20 protein-coding genes are annotated in these 18,614 nt (G+C 28.3%); 10 read left to right on the top strand and 10 right to left on the bottom strand.

The window, feature by feature from the left end:
- The first annotated feature begins 9 nt into the window (after positions 1-9).
- Entirely contained in the window at positions 10-2,208 is a 2,199-nt protein-coding gene (locus AMN73_RS02690) for a malate synthase G (RefSeq protein WP_256997835.1), read from the top strand.
- Here the strand turns inward: AMN73_RS02690 and recR are convergent.
- From recR to kdsB, 5 genes are all read right to left on the bottom strand, one after another.
- Positions 2,200-2,808, bottom strand: coding sequence for a recombination mediator RecR (gene recR, locus AMN73_RS02685; protein ID WP_075534743.1), 609 nt, complete (start codon positions 2,806-2,808; stop codon positions 2,200-2,202). The genes AMN73_RS02690 and recR overlap by 9 nt on opposite strands.
- Positions 2,809-2,812: 4 nt before the next feature.
- Positions 2,813-3,130 (bottom strand): YbaB/EbfC family nucleoid-associated protein, encoded by a 318-nt coding sequence (locus AMN73_RS02680; protein WP_075534742.1) that lies wholly within the window; start codon positions 3,128-3,130, stop codon positions 2,813-2,815.
- Positions 3,123-4,793 carry a DNA polymerase III subunit gamma/tau gene (gene dnaX / locus AMN73_RS02675; RefSeq protein WP_075534741.1) on the bottom strand — a complete coding sequence of 557 codons (1,671 nt, stop codon included), beginning with the start codon at positions 4,791-4,793 and terminating at the stop codon, positions 3,123-3,125. The genes AMN73_RS02680 and dnaX overlap by 8 nt, the downstream gene beginning before the upstream one ends.
- A 140-nt stretch (positions 4,794-4,933) precedes the next feature.
- Positions 4,934-5,764, bottom strand: a complete 831-nt coding sequence (locus AMN73_RS02670; RefSeq protein WP_075534740.1) for a prephenate dehydratase domain-containing protein — start codon at positions 5,762-5,764, stop codon at positions 4,934-4,936.
- Position 5,765: 1 nt separating this feature from the next.
- Positions 5,766-6,503, bottom strand: coding sequence for a 3-deoxy-manno-octulosonate cytidylyltransferase (gene kdsB / locus AMN73_RS02665; RefSeq protein WP_075534874.1), 738 nt, complete (start codon positions 6,501-6,503; stop codon positions 5,766-5,768).
- A gap of 99 nt (positions 6,504-6,602) precedes the next feature.
- Here kdsB and AMN73_RS02660 point away from each other — a divergent pair, with 99 nt between their 5' ends.
- Positions 6,603-7,145 (top strand): c-type cytochrome, encoded by a 543-nt coding sequence (locus AMN73_RS02660; RefSeq protein ID WP_075534739.1) that lies wholly within the window; start codon positions 6,603-6,605, stop codon positions 7,143-7,145.
- Here the strand turns inward: AMN73_RS02660 and AMN73_RS02655 are convergent.
- The 3 genes from AMN73_RS02655 to AMN73_RS02645 are packed head-to-tail and all read right to left on the bottom strand — an operon-like array spanning position 7,137 to position 10,047.
- Positions 7,137-8,063, bottom strand: coding sequence for a Rossmann-fold NAD(P)-binding domain-containing protein (locus AMN73_RS02655; protein WP_075534738.1), 927 nt, complete (start codon positions 8,061-8,063; stop codon positions 7,137-7,139). The genes AMN73_RS02660 and AMN73_RS02655 overlap by 9 nt on opposite strands.
- Before the next feature lie 2 nt (positions 8,064-8,065).
- Positions 8,066-9,232, bottom strand: a complete 1,167-nt coding sequence (locus AMN73_RS02650; RefSeq protein WP_075534737.1) for an aspartate aminotransferase family protein — start codon at positions 9,230-9,232, stop codon at positions 8,066-8,068.
- Positions 9,233-9,234: 2 nt separating this feature from the next.
- Positions 9,235-10,047 carry an ABC transporter permease gene (locus AMN73_RS02645; protein WP_075534736.1) on the bottom strand — a complete coding sequence of 271 codons (813 nt, stop codon included), beginning with the start codon at positions 10,045-10,047 and terminating at the stop codon, positions 9,235-9,237.
- A gap of 129 nt (positions 10,048-10,176) precedes the next feature.
- Between AMN73_RS02645 and AMN73_RS02640 the strand changes: the two genes are divergently transcribed.
- Complete coding sequence (locus AMN73_RS02640) at positions 10,177-10,677, top strand: GcrA family cell cycle regulator (protein WP_075534735.1); 501 nt, start codon at positions 10,177-10,179, stop codon at positions 10,675-10,677.
- A gap of 2 nt (positions 10,678-10,679) precedes the next feature.
- Here the strand turns inward: AMN73_RS02640 and AMN73_RS02635 are convergent, their stop codons facing one another.
- Positions 10,680-10,937 (bottom strand): SHOCT domain-containing protein, encoded by a 258-nt coding sequence (locus AMN73_RS02635; protein ID WP_075534734.1) that lies wholly within the window; start codon positions 10,935-10,937, stop codon positions 10,680-10,682.
- Positions 10,938-10,943: 6 nt separating this feature from the next.
- Entirely contained in the window at positions 10,944-11,897 is a 954-nt protein-coding gene (locus tag AMN73_RS02630) for a complex I NDUFA9 subunit family protein (protein WP_075534733.1), read from the bottom strand.
- Positions 11,898-11,946: 49 nt separating this feature from the next.
- Between AMN73_RS02630 and AMN73_RS02625 the strand changes: the two genes are divergently transcribed.
- Genes AMN73_RS02625 through AMN73_RS02595 form a run of 7 tightly spaced genes read left to right on the top strand, consistent with a single transcriptional unit; the run spans position 11,947 to position 18,608 of the window.
- Positions 11,947-12,564, top strand: coding sequence for a ribonuclease D (locus AMN73_RS02625; RefSeq protein ID WP_075534732.1), 618 nt, complete (start codon positions 11,947-11,949; stop codon positions 12,562-12,564).
- A gap of 2 nt (positions 12,565-12,566) precedes the next feature.
- Positions 12,567-13,541, top strand: a complete 975-nt coding sequence (locus AMN73_RS02620) for a KpsF/GutQ family sugar-phosphate isomerase (protein ID WP_075534731.1) — start codon at positions 12,567-12,569, stop codon at positions 13,539-13,541.
- Between the two features lie 4 nt (positions 13,542-13,545).
- Positions 13,546-14,127: an LPS export ABC transporter periplasmic protein LptC gene (lptC, locus tag AMN73_RS02615; protein WP_075534730.1), complete on the top strand. Its 582-nt coding sequence runs from the start codon at positions 13,546-13,548 to the stop codon at positions 14,125-14,127.
- Entirely contained in the window at positions 14,114-14,890 is a 777-nt protein-coding gene (locus tag AMN73_RS02610; protein WP_075534729.1) for an ATP-binding cassette domain-containing protein, read from the top strand. The genes lptC and AMN73_RS02610 overlap by 14 nt, the downstream gene beginning before the upstream one ends.
- Before the next feature lie 6 nt (positions 14,891-14,896).
- Positions 14,897-16,228, top strand: a complete 1,332-nt coding sequence (aroA, locus tag AMN73_RS02605) for a 3-phosphoshikimate 1-carboxyvinyltransferase (RefSeq protein ID WP_082254578.1) — start codon at positions 14,897-14,899, stop codon at positions 16,226-16,228.
- Positions 16,225-16,872, top strand: a complete 648-nt coding sequence (locus tag AMN73_RS02600) for a (d)CMP kinase (protein ID WP_075534728.1) — start codon at positions 16,225-16,227, stop codon at positions 16,870-16,872. The genes aroA and AMN73_RS02600 overlap by 4 nt, the downstream gene beginning before the upstream one ends.
- Complete coding sequence (locus tag AMN73_RS02595) at positions 16,872-18,608, top strand: S1 RNA-binding domain-containing protein (protein WP_075534727.1); 1,737 nt, start codon at positions 16,872-16,874, stop codon at positions 18,606-18,608. Before AMN73_RS02600 ends, AMN73_RS02595 begins: the two co-directional genes overlap by 1 nt.
- Positions 18,609-18,614 lie beyond the last annotated feature (6 nt).

The raw sequence follows: 18,614 nt of genomic DNA, 5'->3' as shown, positions 1-18,614 counted from the left end.
GGCAATAAAATGGTAAAAAAAAATATGTCAAAAAACGAGAAATTTGTTCGAATATACGATTTGTCTGTTTCTAGGGTCCTTTTATCATTCATAAATAGGGAATTATTACCAGGAACAAAAATTTCAAAAAATCATTTTTGGAGAGGTTTTAGCAAGTCTGTTCATGAGTTGGCTAAAAAAAATAGGGAACTCATAGAAATTAGAGAAAAAATTCAAAAGTCAATCGATACCTACCATCTTGAGCGAAAAGGAAAGAAAATAAATTTAAATGATTATAAAAAATTTTTAGAAAAAATTGGTTATATCAAAAAGAAGGGAAAAAATTTCAAAATTCCATACAAAAGTGTAGATAAAGAAATATCTAATATTTGTGGCCCGCAGCTAGTGTGTCCAGTATCGAATGCGCGATTTTTATTAAATGCTGCAAATGCAAGATGGGTAAGTCTTTATGACAGCCTCTATGGTGCAAATATAATTCCTGAAACAAAAGGAGCGGTTAAAGGAAAAACATATAATCCGATTAGAGGCGCCAAAGTCATTGATTATGCAAGAGAAATTTTAGACAAGTATATTCCTTTAAAAAATCAAAGTTGGAAAAATCTAAAAAAAATTCCAGATATTAAAAATGGTATACTTAGTATTCACCTTAAAAACCCTAAACAATTTTTAGGTTTTAGAAAACAAAAAAATAAAATCTTTTCACTTTTATTTAAAAACAATAATTTACATTTAGATATTTTATTTGATCAAAAAGGCAATTTAGAAGTAAATAATCCCGATGGAAATCAAGACCCATTAAAAATTCACGATATTATTTTAGAGTCAGCAATTTCCACAATTTGTGACCATGAAGATAGTGTGGCGGCTGTAGATGCAGAAGATAAGGTGCTAGGATATAGAAATTGGCTATCTTTAATGAAAGGAAATTTAACATCAAAGTTTAAAAAAAATAATAAAACAATCCTCAGAAAATTAAACTTAGATAGACAATACTTGTCACCAAAAGGTAAAAAAATAGTGTTACATGGAAGATCCTTGTTGCTTAATAGGAATGTTGGGCACCTTATGACAAATCCTGCAATTTTATTAAAAGATGGATCTGAATGTCCAGAAGGGATTTTAGATGCATTTGTAACATCTGCGGCTTGTATTCATGATTTTAAAAGAAAGGGAAATTCTAGAACAAATTCAATTTATATTGTTAAACCAAAAATGCATGGTCCAGATGAATGCTCATTTACAAATAAAATTTTCGAAAAAGTTGAAAAAGTTTTGAAATTTAGAAAAAATCAAATTTTGTGTGGCATAATGGACGAAGAGAGGAGAACAAGTGTTAATTTAAAAGAATGCATAAGAATTTTAAAAAAAAGGGTGTTTTTTATAAATACAGGATTTCTTGATAGAACCGGAGACGAAATTCATACTTCTATGGAAATTGGGCCCATGATTTTGAAAGGAGACATGAAATCATCGAAATGGATAAAAGCATATGAAAATAATAATGTCGATGTGGGATTAGATTGTGGCTTTTCTGGAAAAGCTCAAATAGGAAAAGGGATGTGGGCAATGCCAGATTTGTTAAAAGAAATGATGGAACAAAAAGTATCTCACCCTTTATCAGGTGCTAATTGTGCCTGGGTACCATCTCCAACAGCTGCAGCAATACATGCATTACATTATCACGATGTCGATGTATTTAGTTTGCATCAAAAACTTAAAAATAGAAAAAAAGCTAAATTAGATGATCTTTTGACTATACCTCTTAATACTCAAAAAAAATGGTCGAAAGAGCAAATAGAAAGAGAGTTAAGAAATAATGCACAAGGTATATTAGGATACGTAGTAAGATGGGTAGACCAATCTGTAGGATGTTCAAAGGTTCCAGATATTAATGGCGTGGGATTAATGGAAGATAGAGCTACTTGCAGAATAAGCAGCCAGCACATAGCAAATTGGCTTCATCATGGTGTATGTAGCAAGAAACAAGTTTTAGAGATAATGAAAAAAATGGCAAAAATAGTAGACTATCAAAACTTAAAGGACCGAGGTATGAAAGATCAAGATCCATATCAAGCAATGTCTGGAAATTTTGACAAATCAATTGCTTTTAAAGCGGCTTGCGATCTTGTTTTTCATGGAAAATATCAGCCCTCGGGTTATACAGAGCCATTATTACATTTTAATAGATTGATGAAAAAATCAATTTGAATCTGAATTTAATCCTGCTCTATTTTTAAAAGCGGAATAAAGAGTCCCATCATCTAAATTTTCAATTTCTCCTCCAACTGGCAAACCTTGAGCAAGTTTTGAAATTTTCACTTTGGTTTCGTTTAAACTCTCTTGTATATAATAGGCTGTAGTTTGACCCTCAACAGTTGCGCTTGTTGCAATTATGACTTCATCAATTTTTTGATCTTTAACTCGTTTGACCAAAGATGATATTAATAAATCCTCTTTTTTTTGACCAGAAGAATTAATCGTACCTCCTAAAATATGAAAATAACCATCAAAGATATTAGAGCTTTCTATGCTCCATTGATCAGCAATACTCTCAACAACACAAATTTTATTTGATTTTTTTGAAGATTGATCACAATTACTACAAAGATTATTAGATCTCAAAGATCCACAAACATTACATCTGTAAATATTTTTATAAACATCAACTAGTACTTTCGCCATTGGCTTTAACAGCTCTTCTCTACTACTTATCATTTTTAAAATAATCCTTTTTGCAGATTTAGGTCCAAGTCCTGGCAATTTGGAAATAATTTTTATTAAATTTTCTATTTCATCAATTTTTTGCATAAATCTAAAGTGGCCATTTAAATCCTGGAATACCAAACCCACCTGTTACTTTGGATATTTCTTCAGAGGTTTTAGATTTGAGCTTCTCTTTTGCATTATTGTGTGCAGCTACAATTAAGTCCTCAATCACGGATTTATCTTCTTTCATTATATCGTCTGAAATGAAAATGCCAATCATTTCACCTTCACCGTTTAATGTTACTTTAACTGAATTTGATCCAGAAATACCCTCAACTTTAATACTTTTTATTTTTTCCTGACTCTCTTTCATTTTATTTTCTAGCTCTTTTGCTTTATCTAAAATTTTTGAAAAATCAGTCATTTATTTCCTCATTTTTAACATCTACTAACTCTGCATCATCAAAGATTTCTTTAATTGTTTTATAAGTTTTTGTTTTTTTGGCATTCTCTAACATATCTTTTTTATTTTTAACTTTAATTTGTTTTTTTGTTAGTTCACCTTGTTTTTTGGATAATGTTATAATCCATCTCTCACCAGTCCAATTAAACAATTTTGATGAAATAATTTTTAAAAAATCTTTACTTAAATCTTCATTAAATGAAATTTCTATTCTATTTTTCTCGAAACTTACGAGATTCACATTATTCTCTAATTCATATTTTAATTTAATCTCTTTTTTTTGATCACAAGTTTTAATTAACTCGTCAAAAGACTTAATTTCAATTATATTTTTAACACTTTTATCTATATTCAGTTTATCTTTATCCTCTTGAACAATGTTTTTAATTTGATCAATTGTTTGGCCCTTAATTTGATCTAGCACTTCCTTATTTTTAAAAGATTTACTTAGTCTTTCTGGAATATCCAAACTTTCAATTTTTTCTGATGAAATATTTGATTTAATTCCTTTAATATAAATTAATCTTATCAAAAACATCTCGATGGATAGATTTTGATTAGAAATTATATCTAATTCTTGCATTGTCTGTATTGTGAATTGCCAAAATAGCAAAAAAATACTATTTTCTATTTTTGCTGACAAATCTTTGATTGTTTCAAATTGCTCGTCATTAAGAGAAAAGTTTGTGCCGTCAATCTTTAAAGAATTAATGTTCTTTAAATAATACAGTATTTCTAAAAAATCATTTAAGAAAACCTTGGGTTCAACTCCTTGATCATAAATTAATCTATATTGTTGTAAGACTTTTTCCTCATCACCGTCAAAAATATTTTTAAACAAATCGATAAGTAATGATTTATCGAAATAACCAAAAATCTTTTGCGCATCTTTGAGATCAAGCTCCTTATTGTTTTGTTGGGAAATAATAGCTCGATCTAGTAGTGATAATGCATCTCTTACTGAACCCTCAGATATTTTTACAATAAGTTTAATAGCTTCGTCACTAATATTACCACCCTCTAAATCTTTTACATTTTTTAAAAAATTAAATAATTCAATAGATTTTACTCTTGAAAGATCAAATCTTTGACATCTTGAAACAACAGTCACAGGGATTTTTTTTATCTCTGTTGTCGCAAAAATGAATTTTAGACTTCCACCATTCTTATAAGTTGGAGGTTCTTCTAAAGTTTTAAGTAAGGCATTAAAAGCTTGTTTACTTAACATATGAACTTCATCAATTATGAAAATTTTATATTTAGCAATGCTAGGTCCATATCTTGAAAATTCTATTAAATCTCTAACATCGTCTACACCAGTTTTGCTTGCTGCATCCATTTCAAGAACATCAATATGATTTGAATTTGATATAGCCTCACAGTTTTCGCACATATTTTTTTCACAAAGTTTATTGACGCCATTTTTACAATTAAGTGCCTTTGCTACAATTCTTGCTGTAGTGGTTTTTCCAACACCTCTTATTCCTGTGAACAAATAAGCATTTGGAGTTTTATTATCTATTATCGAACTTAAAATTGTATCTCTAATAACATCTTGACCTATTAAATCTTTAAAAACTGTCGGTCTATATTTTAAAGCTAAAACTTTTGAATTTTCTTTCATTATTTATAGGAGACTAGAACCTGAAAGACTGTCTTTACGACTGCTTCCGTTAAGATCTGGTCGGGTTCAAGCAGTATTCACCTCTAGCCTCCATTTCTATTATACCAACAATTTTTTTTATTCTTCAAGAAGATTAAAAATTAAATATCTCTGAAATGACTGGCTTTATATACCCCTAAAATATCTAAACTAACGGTATGAAAACCTAATTCCTCTAGTGATTTTTGAACTTTCGGATCTTCAATATGTCCAACAATATCACATAAAAATAAATATTGCTCAAAACTACTATGTTCAGAAAAACTCTCGAGTTTACTTAAACTTATGTTGTTGGTCGCAAAACCCCCAAGACACTTATAAAGAGCTGCGGGCTTATCTTTTACTTTAAAAATACAACTTGTGATATATTTATCTTTTTTGAATTCGGGGTGCTTGGCATTTTTTCCCATGATTAAAAATCTAGTAACATTTTTTTTATCATCCTCAATATTTTTTTTTATAATTTCTAAATTATAAATTTTTGCTGCTAAAGTTGATGCGATCGCTGCTTCATCTTTTTTTGAATTTATACTAATAAATTTTGCACTTCCCGCTGTATCTGCGGCAATAATTGGTTCTAAATTATTTTCTTTAATTACTTTTTGACATTGTGAAATTGCTTGTGAATGAGATCTCACACTTTTAATATTTTTTATTTTAATACCTGGTAATACCATTAGATTATGAGACACTTTATGAAAATGCTCAGCATATATCTGGAGTTTATATTTATTCATCAAATATTGTATATCTGCAACTCTTCCTGCTATTGAATTTTCAACTGGTATTATAGTTATTAAATTTTCATCCTCAGTACATTTTTGAAAGCATTCTTCGAAAGTTTTGCAAGAAATTGTATCCATTTTTGGATATACTTCGAGAGCAGCTAGTTGAGAATAGGCACCTTCAGAGCCTTGATATAGAATTTTCATATTAGCTTTTATATTCCATAATTTTTTTTAATTCTATAAAATCTTCTTGTGTGTCAATTCCAATGACTCTTGTATTTGCATATGAAACATTTATTTTGATATTATTATCCATGGCTCTTAATTGTTCTAATTTATATCTTTTTTCGTTATTGGATTGTTTTAAATTTGTAAAATCTTCTAAAGTGGAGGCACTAAATTCATAAATACCAATATGGTGATAAGTATTAGGTGATTGATTATCAATTTGCCGTAAAAATTTTTGTGCTACAGAAAATCTATTCTTTTCTAAATCATTTTCAGTTTGAACTTTTACAATATTTTGATCATTAAGATTTTTTTTATTGTCTATTTTAGATGCCAGAGTATTTATTTCACAATTATTTTTTTTTGTTAATTTATCTAAATTTTTTATATCATTTATATCTATTAAGGGTTCATCTCCTTGAAGATTAATTATATAATCAATATTTTTTAAATTTAACTTTTGGAAAGCTTCCCAAATTCTGTCAGTTCCAGTTTGCGGATTTTTTGAAGTCAAAATTGCTTCACCGTGATTCTTCTTAACTGTATTTAGAATTTCTTCATCTTCAGTTGCGACAACTACCTCTCCAATTTGAGTTTCTTGTGCCTTTTTTACTACGTGGCATATTATTGGAAGCCCATTTACTTCAAGCAAGGGTTTTCCTGGCAAACGTTCAGCCGACATTCTTGAAGGTATTAAAATTATTGTATTTGACATAAACATATTTCTGCGTCTAACAGACGCAAATTTTTTTTAAATTTAAATTAAGCAATTTAGAAAATATCATGTTATATGTAGAAATACTTATATAAATCAATGGATTCTTTTGAATTAAACAAAATTATTGGAGCTATTTTACTAGTTGCACTACTGGTAATTGGTATAGGGAAGGTTTCAAATTTAGTTTTTAAGATAAATAAGCCTGAAAAATCTAATTATAAAGTGGAATTAGATGTTAAATCAGCTGAAATAAAAGGAGATGAAGAACCAGTTCAAAGAGAAATTGTTGATATAGCCGCACTACTCTCGACAGGAGATTTGGCACATGGTGAAAAAGTATTTAAAAAGTGTTCAGCGTGTCACTCAATAAAAAGCGGTGGTGGGAATAAAATTGGACCAGCTTTATATAATGTTGTTGGAAGAAAAGTAGGTGTATTGGATGACTATAAGTATTCTAAAGCTTTAGCTGAATACGAAAAAAATTGGAGTTTTGAGGAACTTAACGGCTTTTTATTAAAACCTAAAGATTGGATTAAAGGTACTAAAATGGCATATGCAGGTTTAAGAAAAGAGAAAGATAGAGCTTCTGTAATTTTATATTTGAATAAATATTCTGATAGTCCTTTACCTTTACCTTAGTTTATTTAAACAATACAATAATATAGATTTTTGAACATGTACTCTGTTTAGTGCTTGTTGCCAAACTTTAGATTTTTTACCATAAAAAACTTCATCGGTTATTTCACTGCCTCTTGGTAAACAATGTAATAATATTGCTTTATTTGATAGAGACATTAGTTTTGAATTAATCTTAAAATTTAAAAAATCTTTGATTTTTTTTTTTTTATTTACTTTATCATTCATCGATATAACTTTATCAGTTAAAACAACATCAGCATTTTTTATTGCAACTTTTGGGTTATTAAAAATTTTAATTTTTGAACTTTTTTGGCTAATCATTCTCTGCATTTCACTGGGAGGATTATAATTTTTTGGACATCCAATATTCAATTTAAATGAGAATTTGATTGATGCCTCAATTAATGAATTCAAAACATTATTCGAATCTCCTATCCAACAAATATTCAACCTAGAAATATTTTTTTTTGTTATCTCTTCAATTGTAAATATGTCGGATAGAATTTGCGCGGGATGTGAATTTGGACTTAATCCATTTATTAAAGGAATTGATAAAAATTTTTTAAAACTATTAAGTTTTTTTTCATTGTCAGTTCTCAAAACAAATATATCTCCGTAGGTTGATAATATTTTAGCTGTATCAGAAAGTGATTCTCCTCCTTTGGATAAATGTAATTCATCAGGTCTTAATGTTAGAGCTGACCCCCCAAGTTGTCTAATAGCGAGATAAAAACTTAATCTAGTTCTTAAAGATGATTTTTCGAACATTTGAATTAATAAGATCCCTTTTAAAGGATTGTCTTTATCAATCTCTAAAGTTTTTAGTTTTTTTCTTAAATCTTTTCTTTTTTTTGTATCTGATAAAATCTTTCTCAGTGTTTTATAAGGTACATCTTTAATATTTATAAAATGTTTCATAACTAATTATAAGATTTGCAAACTTTTTCTATAATTTTTAATGCAATAGTTATTTCTTTATTTGACACGTTTAATGGTGGTAAAATTCTCACGACATTATCTGCAGCTTTAATTGTAAGTAACTTATTTTCAAATAATTTATTTATAAATTTTGTTTGATCCACCTTCAATTTAAGTCCAATTAATAATCCTTTACCTCTTACCTCTTCAATTACATTTGAGTAGTTTGATTGAATTTCGTTTAATTTTTTAAAAAAAAATTTTGATTTGATTTTTACATTTTGTAAAAAGCCTTTTTTAAATATTTGATCCATAACTGCATTTCCAACACTCATCGCCAAAGGGTTGCCACCAAATGTGCTCCCATGCGTACCAGGAGACATGTGTTTTGCAACTTTTTTAGTCATAAGCACAGCTCCAATAGGAAATCCTCCCCCAATGCCTTTGGCTATTGGAACGATATCAGGAATTATTTTGGAATATTCGTAAGATAAGAATTTACCTGATCTTCCAACACCTGATTGAACCTCATCCAAAATTAAAAGTATTTTTTTTTCATTACAAATTTTTCTTAATTCTTTAAGACACCATTCTGGGATAACTTTTATTCCCCCCTCGCCCATTATTGGTTCTATCATTATTGCAGCGGTTTTGCTTGTAATTGATTTTATTAATGCTTTATGATCTCCAAAAGCAAAATGATCAAAACCATCAACTTTTGGCCCAAATCCCTCGGTCATTTTTTTTGAACCACTTGCAAATATTGCTGCAAGAGTTCTGCCATGAAAAGAATTTTTCACGCACAAAATTCTATTTTTTTTCTTTTGACCAATTGAATAAAAATATCTTCTTGCAACCTTTATTGCGACTTCGGTGGCCTCCGCACCACTATTTTGAAAAATTACCGCGTCTGCAAAGGTTTTGCCTGTTAATCTTTTTGCCAACTTCTCTCCTTCAGGGATTTTAAATGCATTTGAAACATGCCATACCTTCTTAGCTTGATTATTGATAGCTTTTATCAAATAATTATTTGCATGACCCAGTGAATTTACGGCAATACCTTGGACAAAATCTAAGTATCTTTTTCCTTTGTTTGAGTATAAATAACTTCCTTTTCCTTTTTTAAAAGAAATTTGTCTTCTATTATAATTTTTTGCTAAGGACGACATAATTAAGATTTTATTTTGTAACCTATTTTGTAAAGATAATAAGATATTGCCCACCCCACTATTGCCAATATTGGCAAATAAATAATGCCAAAGTATAAATCTCCATCTGACTTACCTAAGAACCCATATCTAAATATATTTATTATATGAAAGAAAGGATTAATTAAACTAATAGACTGAAAAAATTCTGGTAATCTATCAATAGTATAAAAAACCCCAGATAAAAAGCTCAAGGGTTGCAGAATAAAATTTGTAACAGTTGCAGTGTGATCAAATTTGGTAGCCCACAAGCCAGTTATAAAACCTAAACTTCCTATAAAGAAAGATCCAAAAAAACCCGAGTAAAAAATAAAAAAAATATTTTTCAATGGTAACTCTACTATAAAAATAAATACTAGTACTGATATAAAACCTATTAATATACTTCGTGTAACCGCAGCCATAATTACTGCTAAGGAAACTTCAAATGCTGATAATGGAGCATAAAGAACATCGACTATATTTCCTTGCATTTTTGATATCATGAATGAACTTACTGAATGCGAAAAACTTTGAAGTATCATTGATTGAACTATCAGTCCAGGAGCTAGAAATGTAACAAATGAGTAGCCTAAAACATCCCCTCTGTCGTTGCCAAGCGCAAGTGTTAATACCGACAAAAATAGCAAACTAGAGACTAAAGGCGATAAAAGTGTTTGAGCCCATACTATAAAGAATCTGCTACACTCTCTTATCCATAATGCAACCAATCCTACGTAATTAATTTTACCAAATTGACGAACACCAATTTTATATCTTTTTTGTAATTCAACCATTGGTAAATATATTTATCCTTTTTTTTTAAGTTTTGTTAAAAAAACAAAAATAATGCTTGTTTTTATAATTTTTATATGTGTATTTATATTGTATACAACAAAAATATAACTACTACATATAGTGTATAAATGAGTTGGACAGAGGATAAAGTAAATAAATTAAAAGAGCTTTGGGGTAAAGGAAAAACTGCGAGCCAGATAGCTGAAATACTTGGTGGACTTAGTAGAAATGCGGTAATTGGTAAAGCTCATAGATTAAATTTATCTGCGAAAATCAGACCTAAAAATTTTAATCAGGAAACAAATAATAATAAGAAAAATTCCGAAATTTCCAATGATAAGCCAAAAAAATTTTCGAGATCTAGATTTAAATCTTTATTAATTGAAAATAATTTTGAGCCCGAAAATCCTAAACAATTAGAGGAACTGGATGATAATACTTGTAAATGGCCAATTGGTCACCCAAATGAGAAATCTTTTTATTTTTGTGGTCGTTCGTCTCTAAAAGATTTTTCGTATTGTAAATTACATTTATTGTATGCATTTCAACCAAAAGGCAAAAAAGAGGATGCAGCGGATAAGAGTGAGGAAGTTCCAAAATTTATAGCCAAAAAAATTAAGTCAGCATAATTTTATTTATCCAATAATTTTTTTTTAGCTTTTTCAAACTCTTCTTTTGTAATCACCTCCGACTCAAATAAATCATTCAGCCTTATAAGTTCATCACTAATACTCCCATTTTCAGTATAAGTGTAGTCGGCGTTTTTAATATTGTCTGATAACTTATTTGAATTTTTAGCCTGCATACCTGTATTTATCGCTTTTACCGCAATATATATTACGTAAATTAGTATTAAAAAGATAACCAAATAAACTAAATTTATTAACATTTTATTTTAATTATTTTCCTCTAAAGAAAATTTTCCTCCCTCTCGCCAGTTATACGCATATTGTTTAATACCTTTATCAAAAAAAATCTTACTAGGTACTCCAATATCAAAGTTTGTGACCCCATTTTTTGACTTTATATTATCATACTTTAGTAATTTTAGTTGATCATTAGTGATTAATGGTGTCGGTAAAAGTTGAAAAATTGAAGCAGTCGCTTTTGCGATAAATAAAGGTAATGGCAATAAAACTCTTTTTTTATTTATTGCAATAAGTAATTTTTGTAGTATTTCTTTGAACGTTATTACTTCTGGACCAATAACCTCTATACTTTTTGAATATATTTCGTTTGAAATTACCTTAAATATTACTTCTGAGACATCTGATGCATGAACAGGACAAAATTTTGTAGCTCCGTTATAATATAAAGGGAAAATAGGTAATAAACTAAGCATACTCATAAACTTAGTGGTAAACTTATCATCTACACTGTAAACTATTGAAGGTTTTAAAATTGTAGCAGAAGGAAGGTTATTTTTTATACTTTCCTCACCATTTAATTTGCTTAAAGCATATAGTGAGTCTTTAGCATCTTCTAAACCTAAAGCAGACAAGTGTATTAATTTTTTATTATGTTTTGAACAAATTTTAGATAAAAGCTTTGGAAATTTGTCATGAATATTTTCAAAAGTATTTCTTTTTCCTTTTTCAAATAAAATGCCAATTAAATTAATACAAATATCTGTTTCAGATATAAATTTAGTGATCTTTTCTTCGTTAAAAATGTCAGTTTCTTCAATATCAAGGTATCCTATTGGTGCCTGGGTTTTTAATATATAGGCTTTTTGATGTTTATTTCTAGTTATTGCAATTACTTTATAATTATCTTTAACTAGTCTTCTGATGCAATATCTGCCAATTTGACCACTTGCGCCGAAGATAAGTACTTTTTTTTTAATCATTTATCAAAAAATAGACATTTTTGTTAGGTCTTTATATATATAACTTAAAATGAATAACATCAAAATATTTGATCAAGACCTGCCTAGTGAAATTGATTTGTCAAATGAAAAAGCTATTGGTTTGGACTGTGAGGCTCTCGGCCTTGTATTAGGAAGAGACCCTCTGACTTTAGTTCAATTAGGCTTAGAGTCAAAAAAGTATTTTTTGGTTAAACTTAATAGAAATAATTATAATGCACCAAACTTAAAGAAATTACTATTAAATAATAGAATTCAATTTATTATGCACTATGCCAGACAAGATTTGCTCTGGTTAAAATATCATCTAGGAGTAAAAGTTGAGAATATTTTTTGTACCAAACTTGCATCAAAAATAGCAAGAACAGCTTCAAGCTTTCATGGTTATAAGGATTTGGTCAAAGAAATTTGCGGAAAAGATATCTCAAAAAAAGAACAACAAAGTGATTGGGGTGATCCTAATCTTTCTGAGAAACAAATTAGTTATGCTGCACAAGATACAGAGTTCTTATTTGAAATTAGAAAAAAATTAAAAACTATGTTGGAACGAGAAAAAAGAAATGAGCTTTATGAAAAGAGTATAAAAGTTTTACCTATTCTTGTTGATATGGAAATTGCAGGTTATAAAATAAATACTTTCGAACATTAAACATGAGAAAAAACAATTTAAAAAAGATTGCAAAAAATGTAATTGATCTTGAAATTCTAGCACTTAGAAAACTCAAAAATTCCATCAATAATGATTTTAATAAAGTTGTAAATTTAATCGTAAATTGTCAATCTAAAATTGTTTTTTGTGGTGTCGGAAAAAGTTTTATTATCGCATCGAAAATTAGTAGCACTCTTTCATCTGTAGGAAGTCCTTCTTTCGCAATTTCTGCAAGCCAATGCACACATGGAGACCTTGGAAGTATAACTAAAAAAGATTTGTTAGTATTAATAAGTAATTCTGGAGAAACAGATGAACTTAAGCCCGTGATACAATACGCTAAAAGGAATAAAATTACTTTGGTTGGTATCGTTTCAAAAAAAAATTCTATATTATATAAATCATCTGATTTTAAACTATTTATACCAGAGGTAAAAGAATCAGGCCATGGTATTGTTCCTACTTCATCTACTACTTCTCAATTAGCGTTAGGTGATGCGTTAGCTATTGCATCTATGAACTATAAAAATTTTGGCAAATTAGATTTTAAAAAATTTCACCCATCGGGAAATTTGGCAACTAAACTTAAAACAGTTGAAGACCTTATGATAAAGGGAAATAAAATTCCTTTTATTGATGAAAATTCTACTATGAAAAATGCTTTAAAAATATTATCAAAAAAAAATTTAGGAGTTTTGATTATTAGAAACAAAATTAAAAAAACAATAGGTGTCATAACTGATGGCGATTTAAAAAGAGCGATTGAAAAGAATAATGATATTAAAGATATTAAGTTAAAGAAAATAATGACTAAAAATCCTATTTCAATAGATCAAAATGAGCTTGCTGCAAAAGCGTTAAGCTTAATGACCTCAAATAAAAAAATTACAAGTCTATGTGTTTACAAAAATAAGAAAAAAAACCAAACAGTCGGATTAATACATATTCATAATATTTTAAATGCAAACATAAATTAGATTAATGTCATCCAAATCATTAATTCAATCTGGAATATTTTTAGTTATTTTAGTTATTTTGCTTGTGATTTATTCAATTTTTTTTAACAAAAATGAAGACTTGGTTAAAATAAATGAAGCTGAAATCGACAATAAGGTTGATAATAAAATTCTAGATTTAAAATATAATGCAATCGACGAAGATGGAAACAGCTATGTAATAGAATCTGCTGCAGGAAAAGTGTCCGAAAAAGAAAAAAACTTACTTATTCTAGAAAAAGTCACAGGAGTAATCAAAATTAAAAACTCAGAAGATATAATTATTTTGTCAGACTTTGCGAATTACAATAAAACTACTCTAGATACTTATTTCTACGATAATGTGAGATTGTCATATGATGGACATTCAATCAACTCTGATGAATTGTTTATGAATTATATTGATAAAAATATTAACATTAAGAATAACGTTCGCTACAAAGGTCTTAATAATAAACTTTATGCTGATATAGTAGAAATTGATCTTGTAACTAAATTCTCAAAGATTTATATGTTAGATAAACAAAAAAAAGTTAAAGTTGAATTAAAACAAAATGGCAGTAATTAAAAAATTCAGGATTAAATCTTTTAAAAAAAGTGAGTCGTTACTAGAGCTTCAAAACGTATCAAAGTCATTTGGTGAAAGAAAAATTTTGGACAATGTTTCACTCAAAGTTAACAGAGGAGAGATACTTGGCTTGTTAGGTCCAAATGGTGCAGGAAAATCAACAATCTTTAATCTAATTACTGGTCTAATAAAGCCTGATTATGGGAAAATTGTATTTGGAAACAAAGATGCAACTAATTTTCCAATCTACATAAGAACTAGAGAATATAAAATTGGTTACGTTCCTCAATATGGTGGATATTTTTCAGACTTAACAACATATGAAAATTTAAAGGCAGTTGCAGAAATTTTGATAAAAGACAGTAGAGAACAAAACAGTAAAATAGAATATTTAATATCAAAATTTGAACTAGATTATATTAGAAATATTAAAGCATCTTTCTTATCTGGTGGGCAAAAGAAAAAATTAGTTATTGCAATTGCATTGCTTGGGGATCCAAAAATACTTCTATTGGATGAGTGTTTTGCAGCCTTAGATGTATTGACAATTCAGATGTTGCAAAAAATAATAGTAAATTTACAAACAGAGGAGAGAATAGGAATAATCATTTGTGATCATCAAGCTAGAGATTTGCTTACATGTGTAGATATAGCGATGATTTTATCAAATTGTAAAATAATTGCCCAAGGTACACCTAAAGAACTTATTAATAACACAGAAGCTAAAAATGCTTATTTTGGAGAGACTTTTAAAATCAATTAAAATTAAATGTCAAAAAATTTTGTTCTAATTGATAAAAAAATAAAAGATTATAACAAAAAAATATATGTAGATGGTGATAAAAGCTTATCTATTCGTTGGGCATTGTTAGCCTCTCAGGCAATAGGAATATCAACAGCAAAAAATTTATTAAAATCAGAAGATGTTCAGAATACTTTAAACTGTCTAAAAAAGCTCGGTATTAAAGTAATTCAAAAACAAAATATTTGCTCAATATCAGGGAGAGGTCTAAATGGTTTTATTTTTAAAAAAAATATAATATTAAATGCTGGAAACTCAGGTACTTTAGGGAGATTAATACTCTCCCTTCTAATTAAATCTCCTTACAAAATAAAAATAGTTGGTGATAAAAGTTTATCAAAAAGGGATTTTTCAAGAGTAATTGAACCACTAAAAAATATTGGGGTGAATTTTTATCCTGCAAATAAATCTAAATTGCCAATTTTTATAAAAGGCTCAAATTATTTGAGGCCAATCAAATATATTGAAAACAAAGGATCTGCACAATGTAAAACTTGTGTAATGTTAGCCTCTTTAAATGTTCCAGGTAAAATAAAAATAAAGGCTAAAAGCTCAAGAAATCATACTGAAAATATGTTTAAAGCCCTCAAAATTCCAATTAAAACAAAAAAGATATTCAATTATGATTTTATCACATTATCTAAACCAAAATTAATTAAAAAATTTGATTTTAATATTCCTGGGGATATAAGCTCTGCTTCTTTTTTTATAGTACTTACAGTACTTTCCAATAACTCCAAAATTATTTTAAAAAATATTAATATTAATGCAACGAGAATTGGTCTTATAAAAATTTTAAATATGATGGGTGCTAAAATTAAATTTAAAAATGCAAAAATCATAAATGGAGAAAAATGTTCAGATATTGAGGTAAAAAGTGTAAAGAAATTAAAGAGTATAAGATGCCCTACTTATTTAAATTCTGCAGCGATAGATGAATTTATGATTATTTTTCTTGTTGCCGCAAAAGCAAATGGAATTTCCTATTTTAAAGATCTATCTGAATTAAATCAAAAAGAAAGTCCAAGACTAAAAATTGCAGCGAGAGTTTTAAAAAATATGGGAGTAAAATTAAGATATGATGATAATTCAATAAAAATTTATGGAAATCCCAATTTAGAGTTAAAGAAAAAAATTGTAATTAAGGATTTTTTAAAAGACCATAGAATATTTATGATGTCTGTTATATCAGCATTATCATTTGGTGGGGAATGGAAAATATATGATCCGATCTCTGTAAAAACTTCTTTTCCTTCATTTTTTAAAAAAATAAGAGAAATTGGTGGTATTATCAAATGATAAAAAAAATTAAAGTTGCAATTGACTCTCCTGCGGCAGCTGGAGCAGGAACTGTAGCCAAAGCTATATCTAAATATTTTAATCTTCTTTATTTAGACACAGGGAAAATTTATAGATATATAGCTTTTTTAAAAATTAAATTTCCTGGAAAGTACTCTTACAAATTTATCAAAAGAAAAATTAAAGGTCTTAAATTAAAAGACTTAGAAAGAAAGGTATTATTAAATGATGATATCAGTACCATTGCCTCAATAATAGCTAAAGATAAAAAAGTTAGAAAATTAGTCCATAATTTTCAAATTAGTTGCGCGTATAGATTTCCAAAAAAGTTTAATGGTAGTTGCTTGGATGGAAGAGATATCACTTATAGAATAATACCTGATGCAAATTTTAAATTTTTCATAACTGCATCATTAAAAGTAAGAGCCATAAGAAGATACAGAGAATTAAGGAAACTCGGCAAAAAAACTACTTTAAAAGATGTAAAAAAAAGTATTAAAACTCGCGATTATAGCGACTATAATAGGCGTATTTCCCCCCTTAAAAGAACTAAGGATTCTATCTTGATTAATACCTCAAATTTAACTAAAAGTGCATGCTTTTTAAAAATAAAAAATATTATTGAGAAAGAAACTAAAAATTAATGGAAATATACAATTCTTTAGAAACTAAAGCCTCAAAAGAATTTAAAGAACTTCTAAACGGCCAACTTTCAAAATCAAAAAATATTGCTGAAGGTAGAATTATAGAGGGTAAAGTAACTAAAATAACTGAAAAATTTATTTTTCTATTTATAGAGGGTTTAAAATCAGAACCTGTTGTTGATGTTAATGAGATTAAAACTTTGGGACTTTTAGAAAATTTAAAAGTTGGAAGTAAGATTTCAGTTCTGTTGGAGAGAATAGAAGATAAGAATGGTGATGTTGTTGTCTCAGCAAGTAAAGCACTAAAAATAAAAGGTTGGGATAAACTTGTAGAGGCTTTTGAAAAAAATGAGCCTATTATGGGAAAAATAACAAACAAGTGTAAAGGTGGTGTTATCGTTGAACATATTGATACTGGGTCGCTTATGTTTTGTCCAGGTTCTCAAATTTCGGACAAACCTCTAAAAGATATATCTCATTTAATAAATGAACCTCAAAAATTTGCTTTAATTAAACTAGATAAGATAAGAGGTAATGCATGTGTATCAAGAAGACAAATCATAACTTCAAGTAAAAAGGAAGATAGAGCAAAAATTATAGAAAAATATAAAGTTGGTGATGTAATTAAAAATGCTGTAGTTAAAGGTTATAGCAGCTTTGGATGTTTTTTTGATGTAAATTCTGAGTTGGATGTGCTTGTTCATACCTCTGAACTTTCATATTCAAGAGTAAATCATCCTGAAGAACTATTAAGTATCGGAGCAAAACATGATTTGCTAATAATTTCGGTTGACAAAGATAAACAACAAGTTGGTTGTTCAATTAAACAATTATCCCCAGATCCATTTGAACACATATCTAATTATGAATTAAATAAAGAATACAAGGTTAAAGTTGTTAAATTAATGGATTTTGGTGCATTTTGTGAACTTGAACCTGGGCTTACTACTTTATTGCACTCGAGCGAATTAAGTTGGACTAAGAAAAATCCTTCTGCAAAAAAAATGTTTAAAATAGGTGATGAAATAAATTGTGTAATTACTGAGATTGATAAAGAAAAAAGAAGAGTCTCTATATCACATAGACTTACACAAGAAAATCCAATGATGGTTTTTGAAAAAAAATTTCCAGTAGACTCAATAATTGAAGGAACAATTAGTAGTATGAATGATTATGCAATCTATTTAAGGATTGATGGTTTTGATTTGGATGGCTTTTTACATGCAAATGATCTTTCGTACGATAAAAATCCTGAGGAAGAAATTAAAAAGTATAAGAAAGGCGAAAAATTAAAAGTGAAAGTTTTAGAAATAAAGCCTGATCAACAAAAACTAAGAATAGGTTTAAAACAAACTCAAACTGATCCTTTTGAATGGTTTAAAGATAAAAAAGTAAATGATACTTTAACTGTCAAAATATTAAATACAGATAATAGAGGTCTTATTGTTCAGCCTGAAGGAAGTAAAGTTGAGTTGCAGATAAAAAAATCCCAGATTGCAATAAATGCAGCTGATGCAAGACCATCAAGGTTTATCACAGGAGATAGAATTGATGCTGCAATACAAGAAATTGATTTGAAAAAAAGGAAGGTGTCTTTAAGTATAAAGCTATTAGAAGAATTACAAAATAAAAAAGCTCTGGAAATGGGTTCAGACCCATTATCAGGAAGACAGCTTCCATTTTCTTCTTTATCAGATAAGTTGGATAAAAAAGAAAAAAAGAAAAAGAAAGATTAATAAAAA

This window comes from Candidatus Pelagibacter communis (assembly GCF_001179965.1).
Taxonomy (GTDB): Bacteria; Pseudomonadota; Alphaproteobacteria; order Pelagibacterales; family Pelagibacteraceae; genus Pelagibacter.
Note: the sequence above shows the minus strand (reverse complement) of the source record. Positions and strands in the feature narration are given on the sequence as shown.

Coding starts and splice junctions, on each gene's coding strand:
- dnaX (WP_075534741.1), bottom strand. CDS start 4,793: ATGAAAGAAAATTCAAAAGTTTTAGCTTTAAAATATAGACCGACAGTT.
- AMN73_RS02660 (WP_075534739.1), top strand. CDS start 6,603: ATGGATTCTTTTGAATTAAACAAAATTATTGGAGCTATTTTACTAGTT.
- AMN73_RS02670 (WP_075534740.1), bottom strand. CDS start 5,764: ATGAAAATTCTATATCAAGGCTCTGAAGGTGCCTATTCTCAACTAGCT.
- AMN73_RS02600 (WP_075534728.1), top strand. CDS start 16,225: ATGATAAAAAAAATTAAAGTTGCAATTGACTCTCCTGCGGCAGCTGGA.
- AMN73_RS02655 (WP_075534738.1), bottom strand. CDS start 8,063: ATGAAACATTTTATAAATATTAAAGATGTACCTTATAAAACACTGAGA.
- AMN73_RS02635 (WP_075534734.1), bottom strand. CDS start 10,937: ATGTTAATAAATTTAGTTTATTTGGTTATCTTTTTAATACTAATTTAC.
- AMN73_RS02690 (WP_256997835.1), top strand. CDS start 10: ATGGTAAAAAAAAATATGTCAAAAAACGAGAAATTTGTTCGAATATAC.
- lptC (WP_075534730.1), top strand. CDS start 13,546: ATGTCATCCAAATCATTAATTCAATCTGGAATATTTTTAGTTATTTTA.
- recR (WP_075534743.1), bottom strand. CDS start 2,808: ATGCAAAAAATTGATGAAATAGAAAATTTAATAAAAATTATTTCCAAA.
- AMN73_RS02625 (WP_075534732.1), top strand. CDS start 11,947: ATGAATAACATCAAAATATTTGATCAAGACCTGCCTAGTGAAATTGAT.
- AMN73_RS02640 (WP_075534735.1), top strand. CDS start 10,177: ATGAGTTGGACAGAGGATAAAGTAAATAAATTAAAAGAGCTTTGGGGT.
- aroA (WP_082254578.1), top strand. CDS start 14,897: ATGTCAAAAAATTTTGTTCTAATTGATAAAAAAATAAAAGATTATAAC.
- AMN73_RS02645 (WP_075534736.1), bottom strand. CDS start 10,047: ATGGTTGAATTACAAAAAAGATATAAAATTGGTGTTCGTCAATTTGGT.
- AMN73_RS02650 (WP_075534737.1), bottom strand. CDS start 9,232: ATGTCGTCCTTAGCAAAAAATTATAATAGAAGACAAATTTCTTTTAAA.
- AMN73_RS02610 (WP_075534729.1), top strand. CDS start 14,114: ATGGCAGTAATTAAAAAATTCAGGATTAAATCTTTTAAAAAAAGTGAG.
- AMN73_RS02595 (WP_075534727.1), top strand. CDS start 16,872: ATGGAAATATACAATTCTTTAGAAACTAAAGCCTCAAAAGAATTTAAA.
- kdsB (WP_075534874.1), bottom strand. CDS start 6,503: ATGTCAAATACAATAATTTTAATACCTTCAAGAATGTCGGCTGAACGT.
- AMN73_RS02630 (WP_075534733.1), bottom strand. CDS start 11,897: ATGATTAAAAAAAAAGTACTTATCTTCGGCGCAAGTGGTCAAATTGGC.
- AMN73_RS02680 (WP_075534742.1), bottom strand. CDS start 3,130: ATGACTGATTTTTCAAAAATTTTAGATAAAGCAAAAGAGCTAGAAAAT.
- AMN73_RS02620 (WP_075534731.1), top strand. CDS start 12,567: ATGAGAAAAAACAATTTAAAAAAGATTGCAAAAAATGTAATTGATCTT.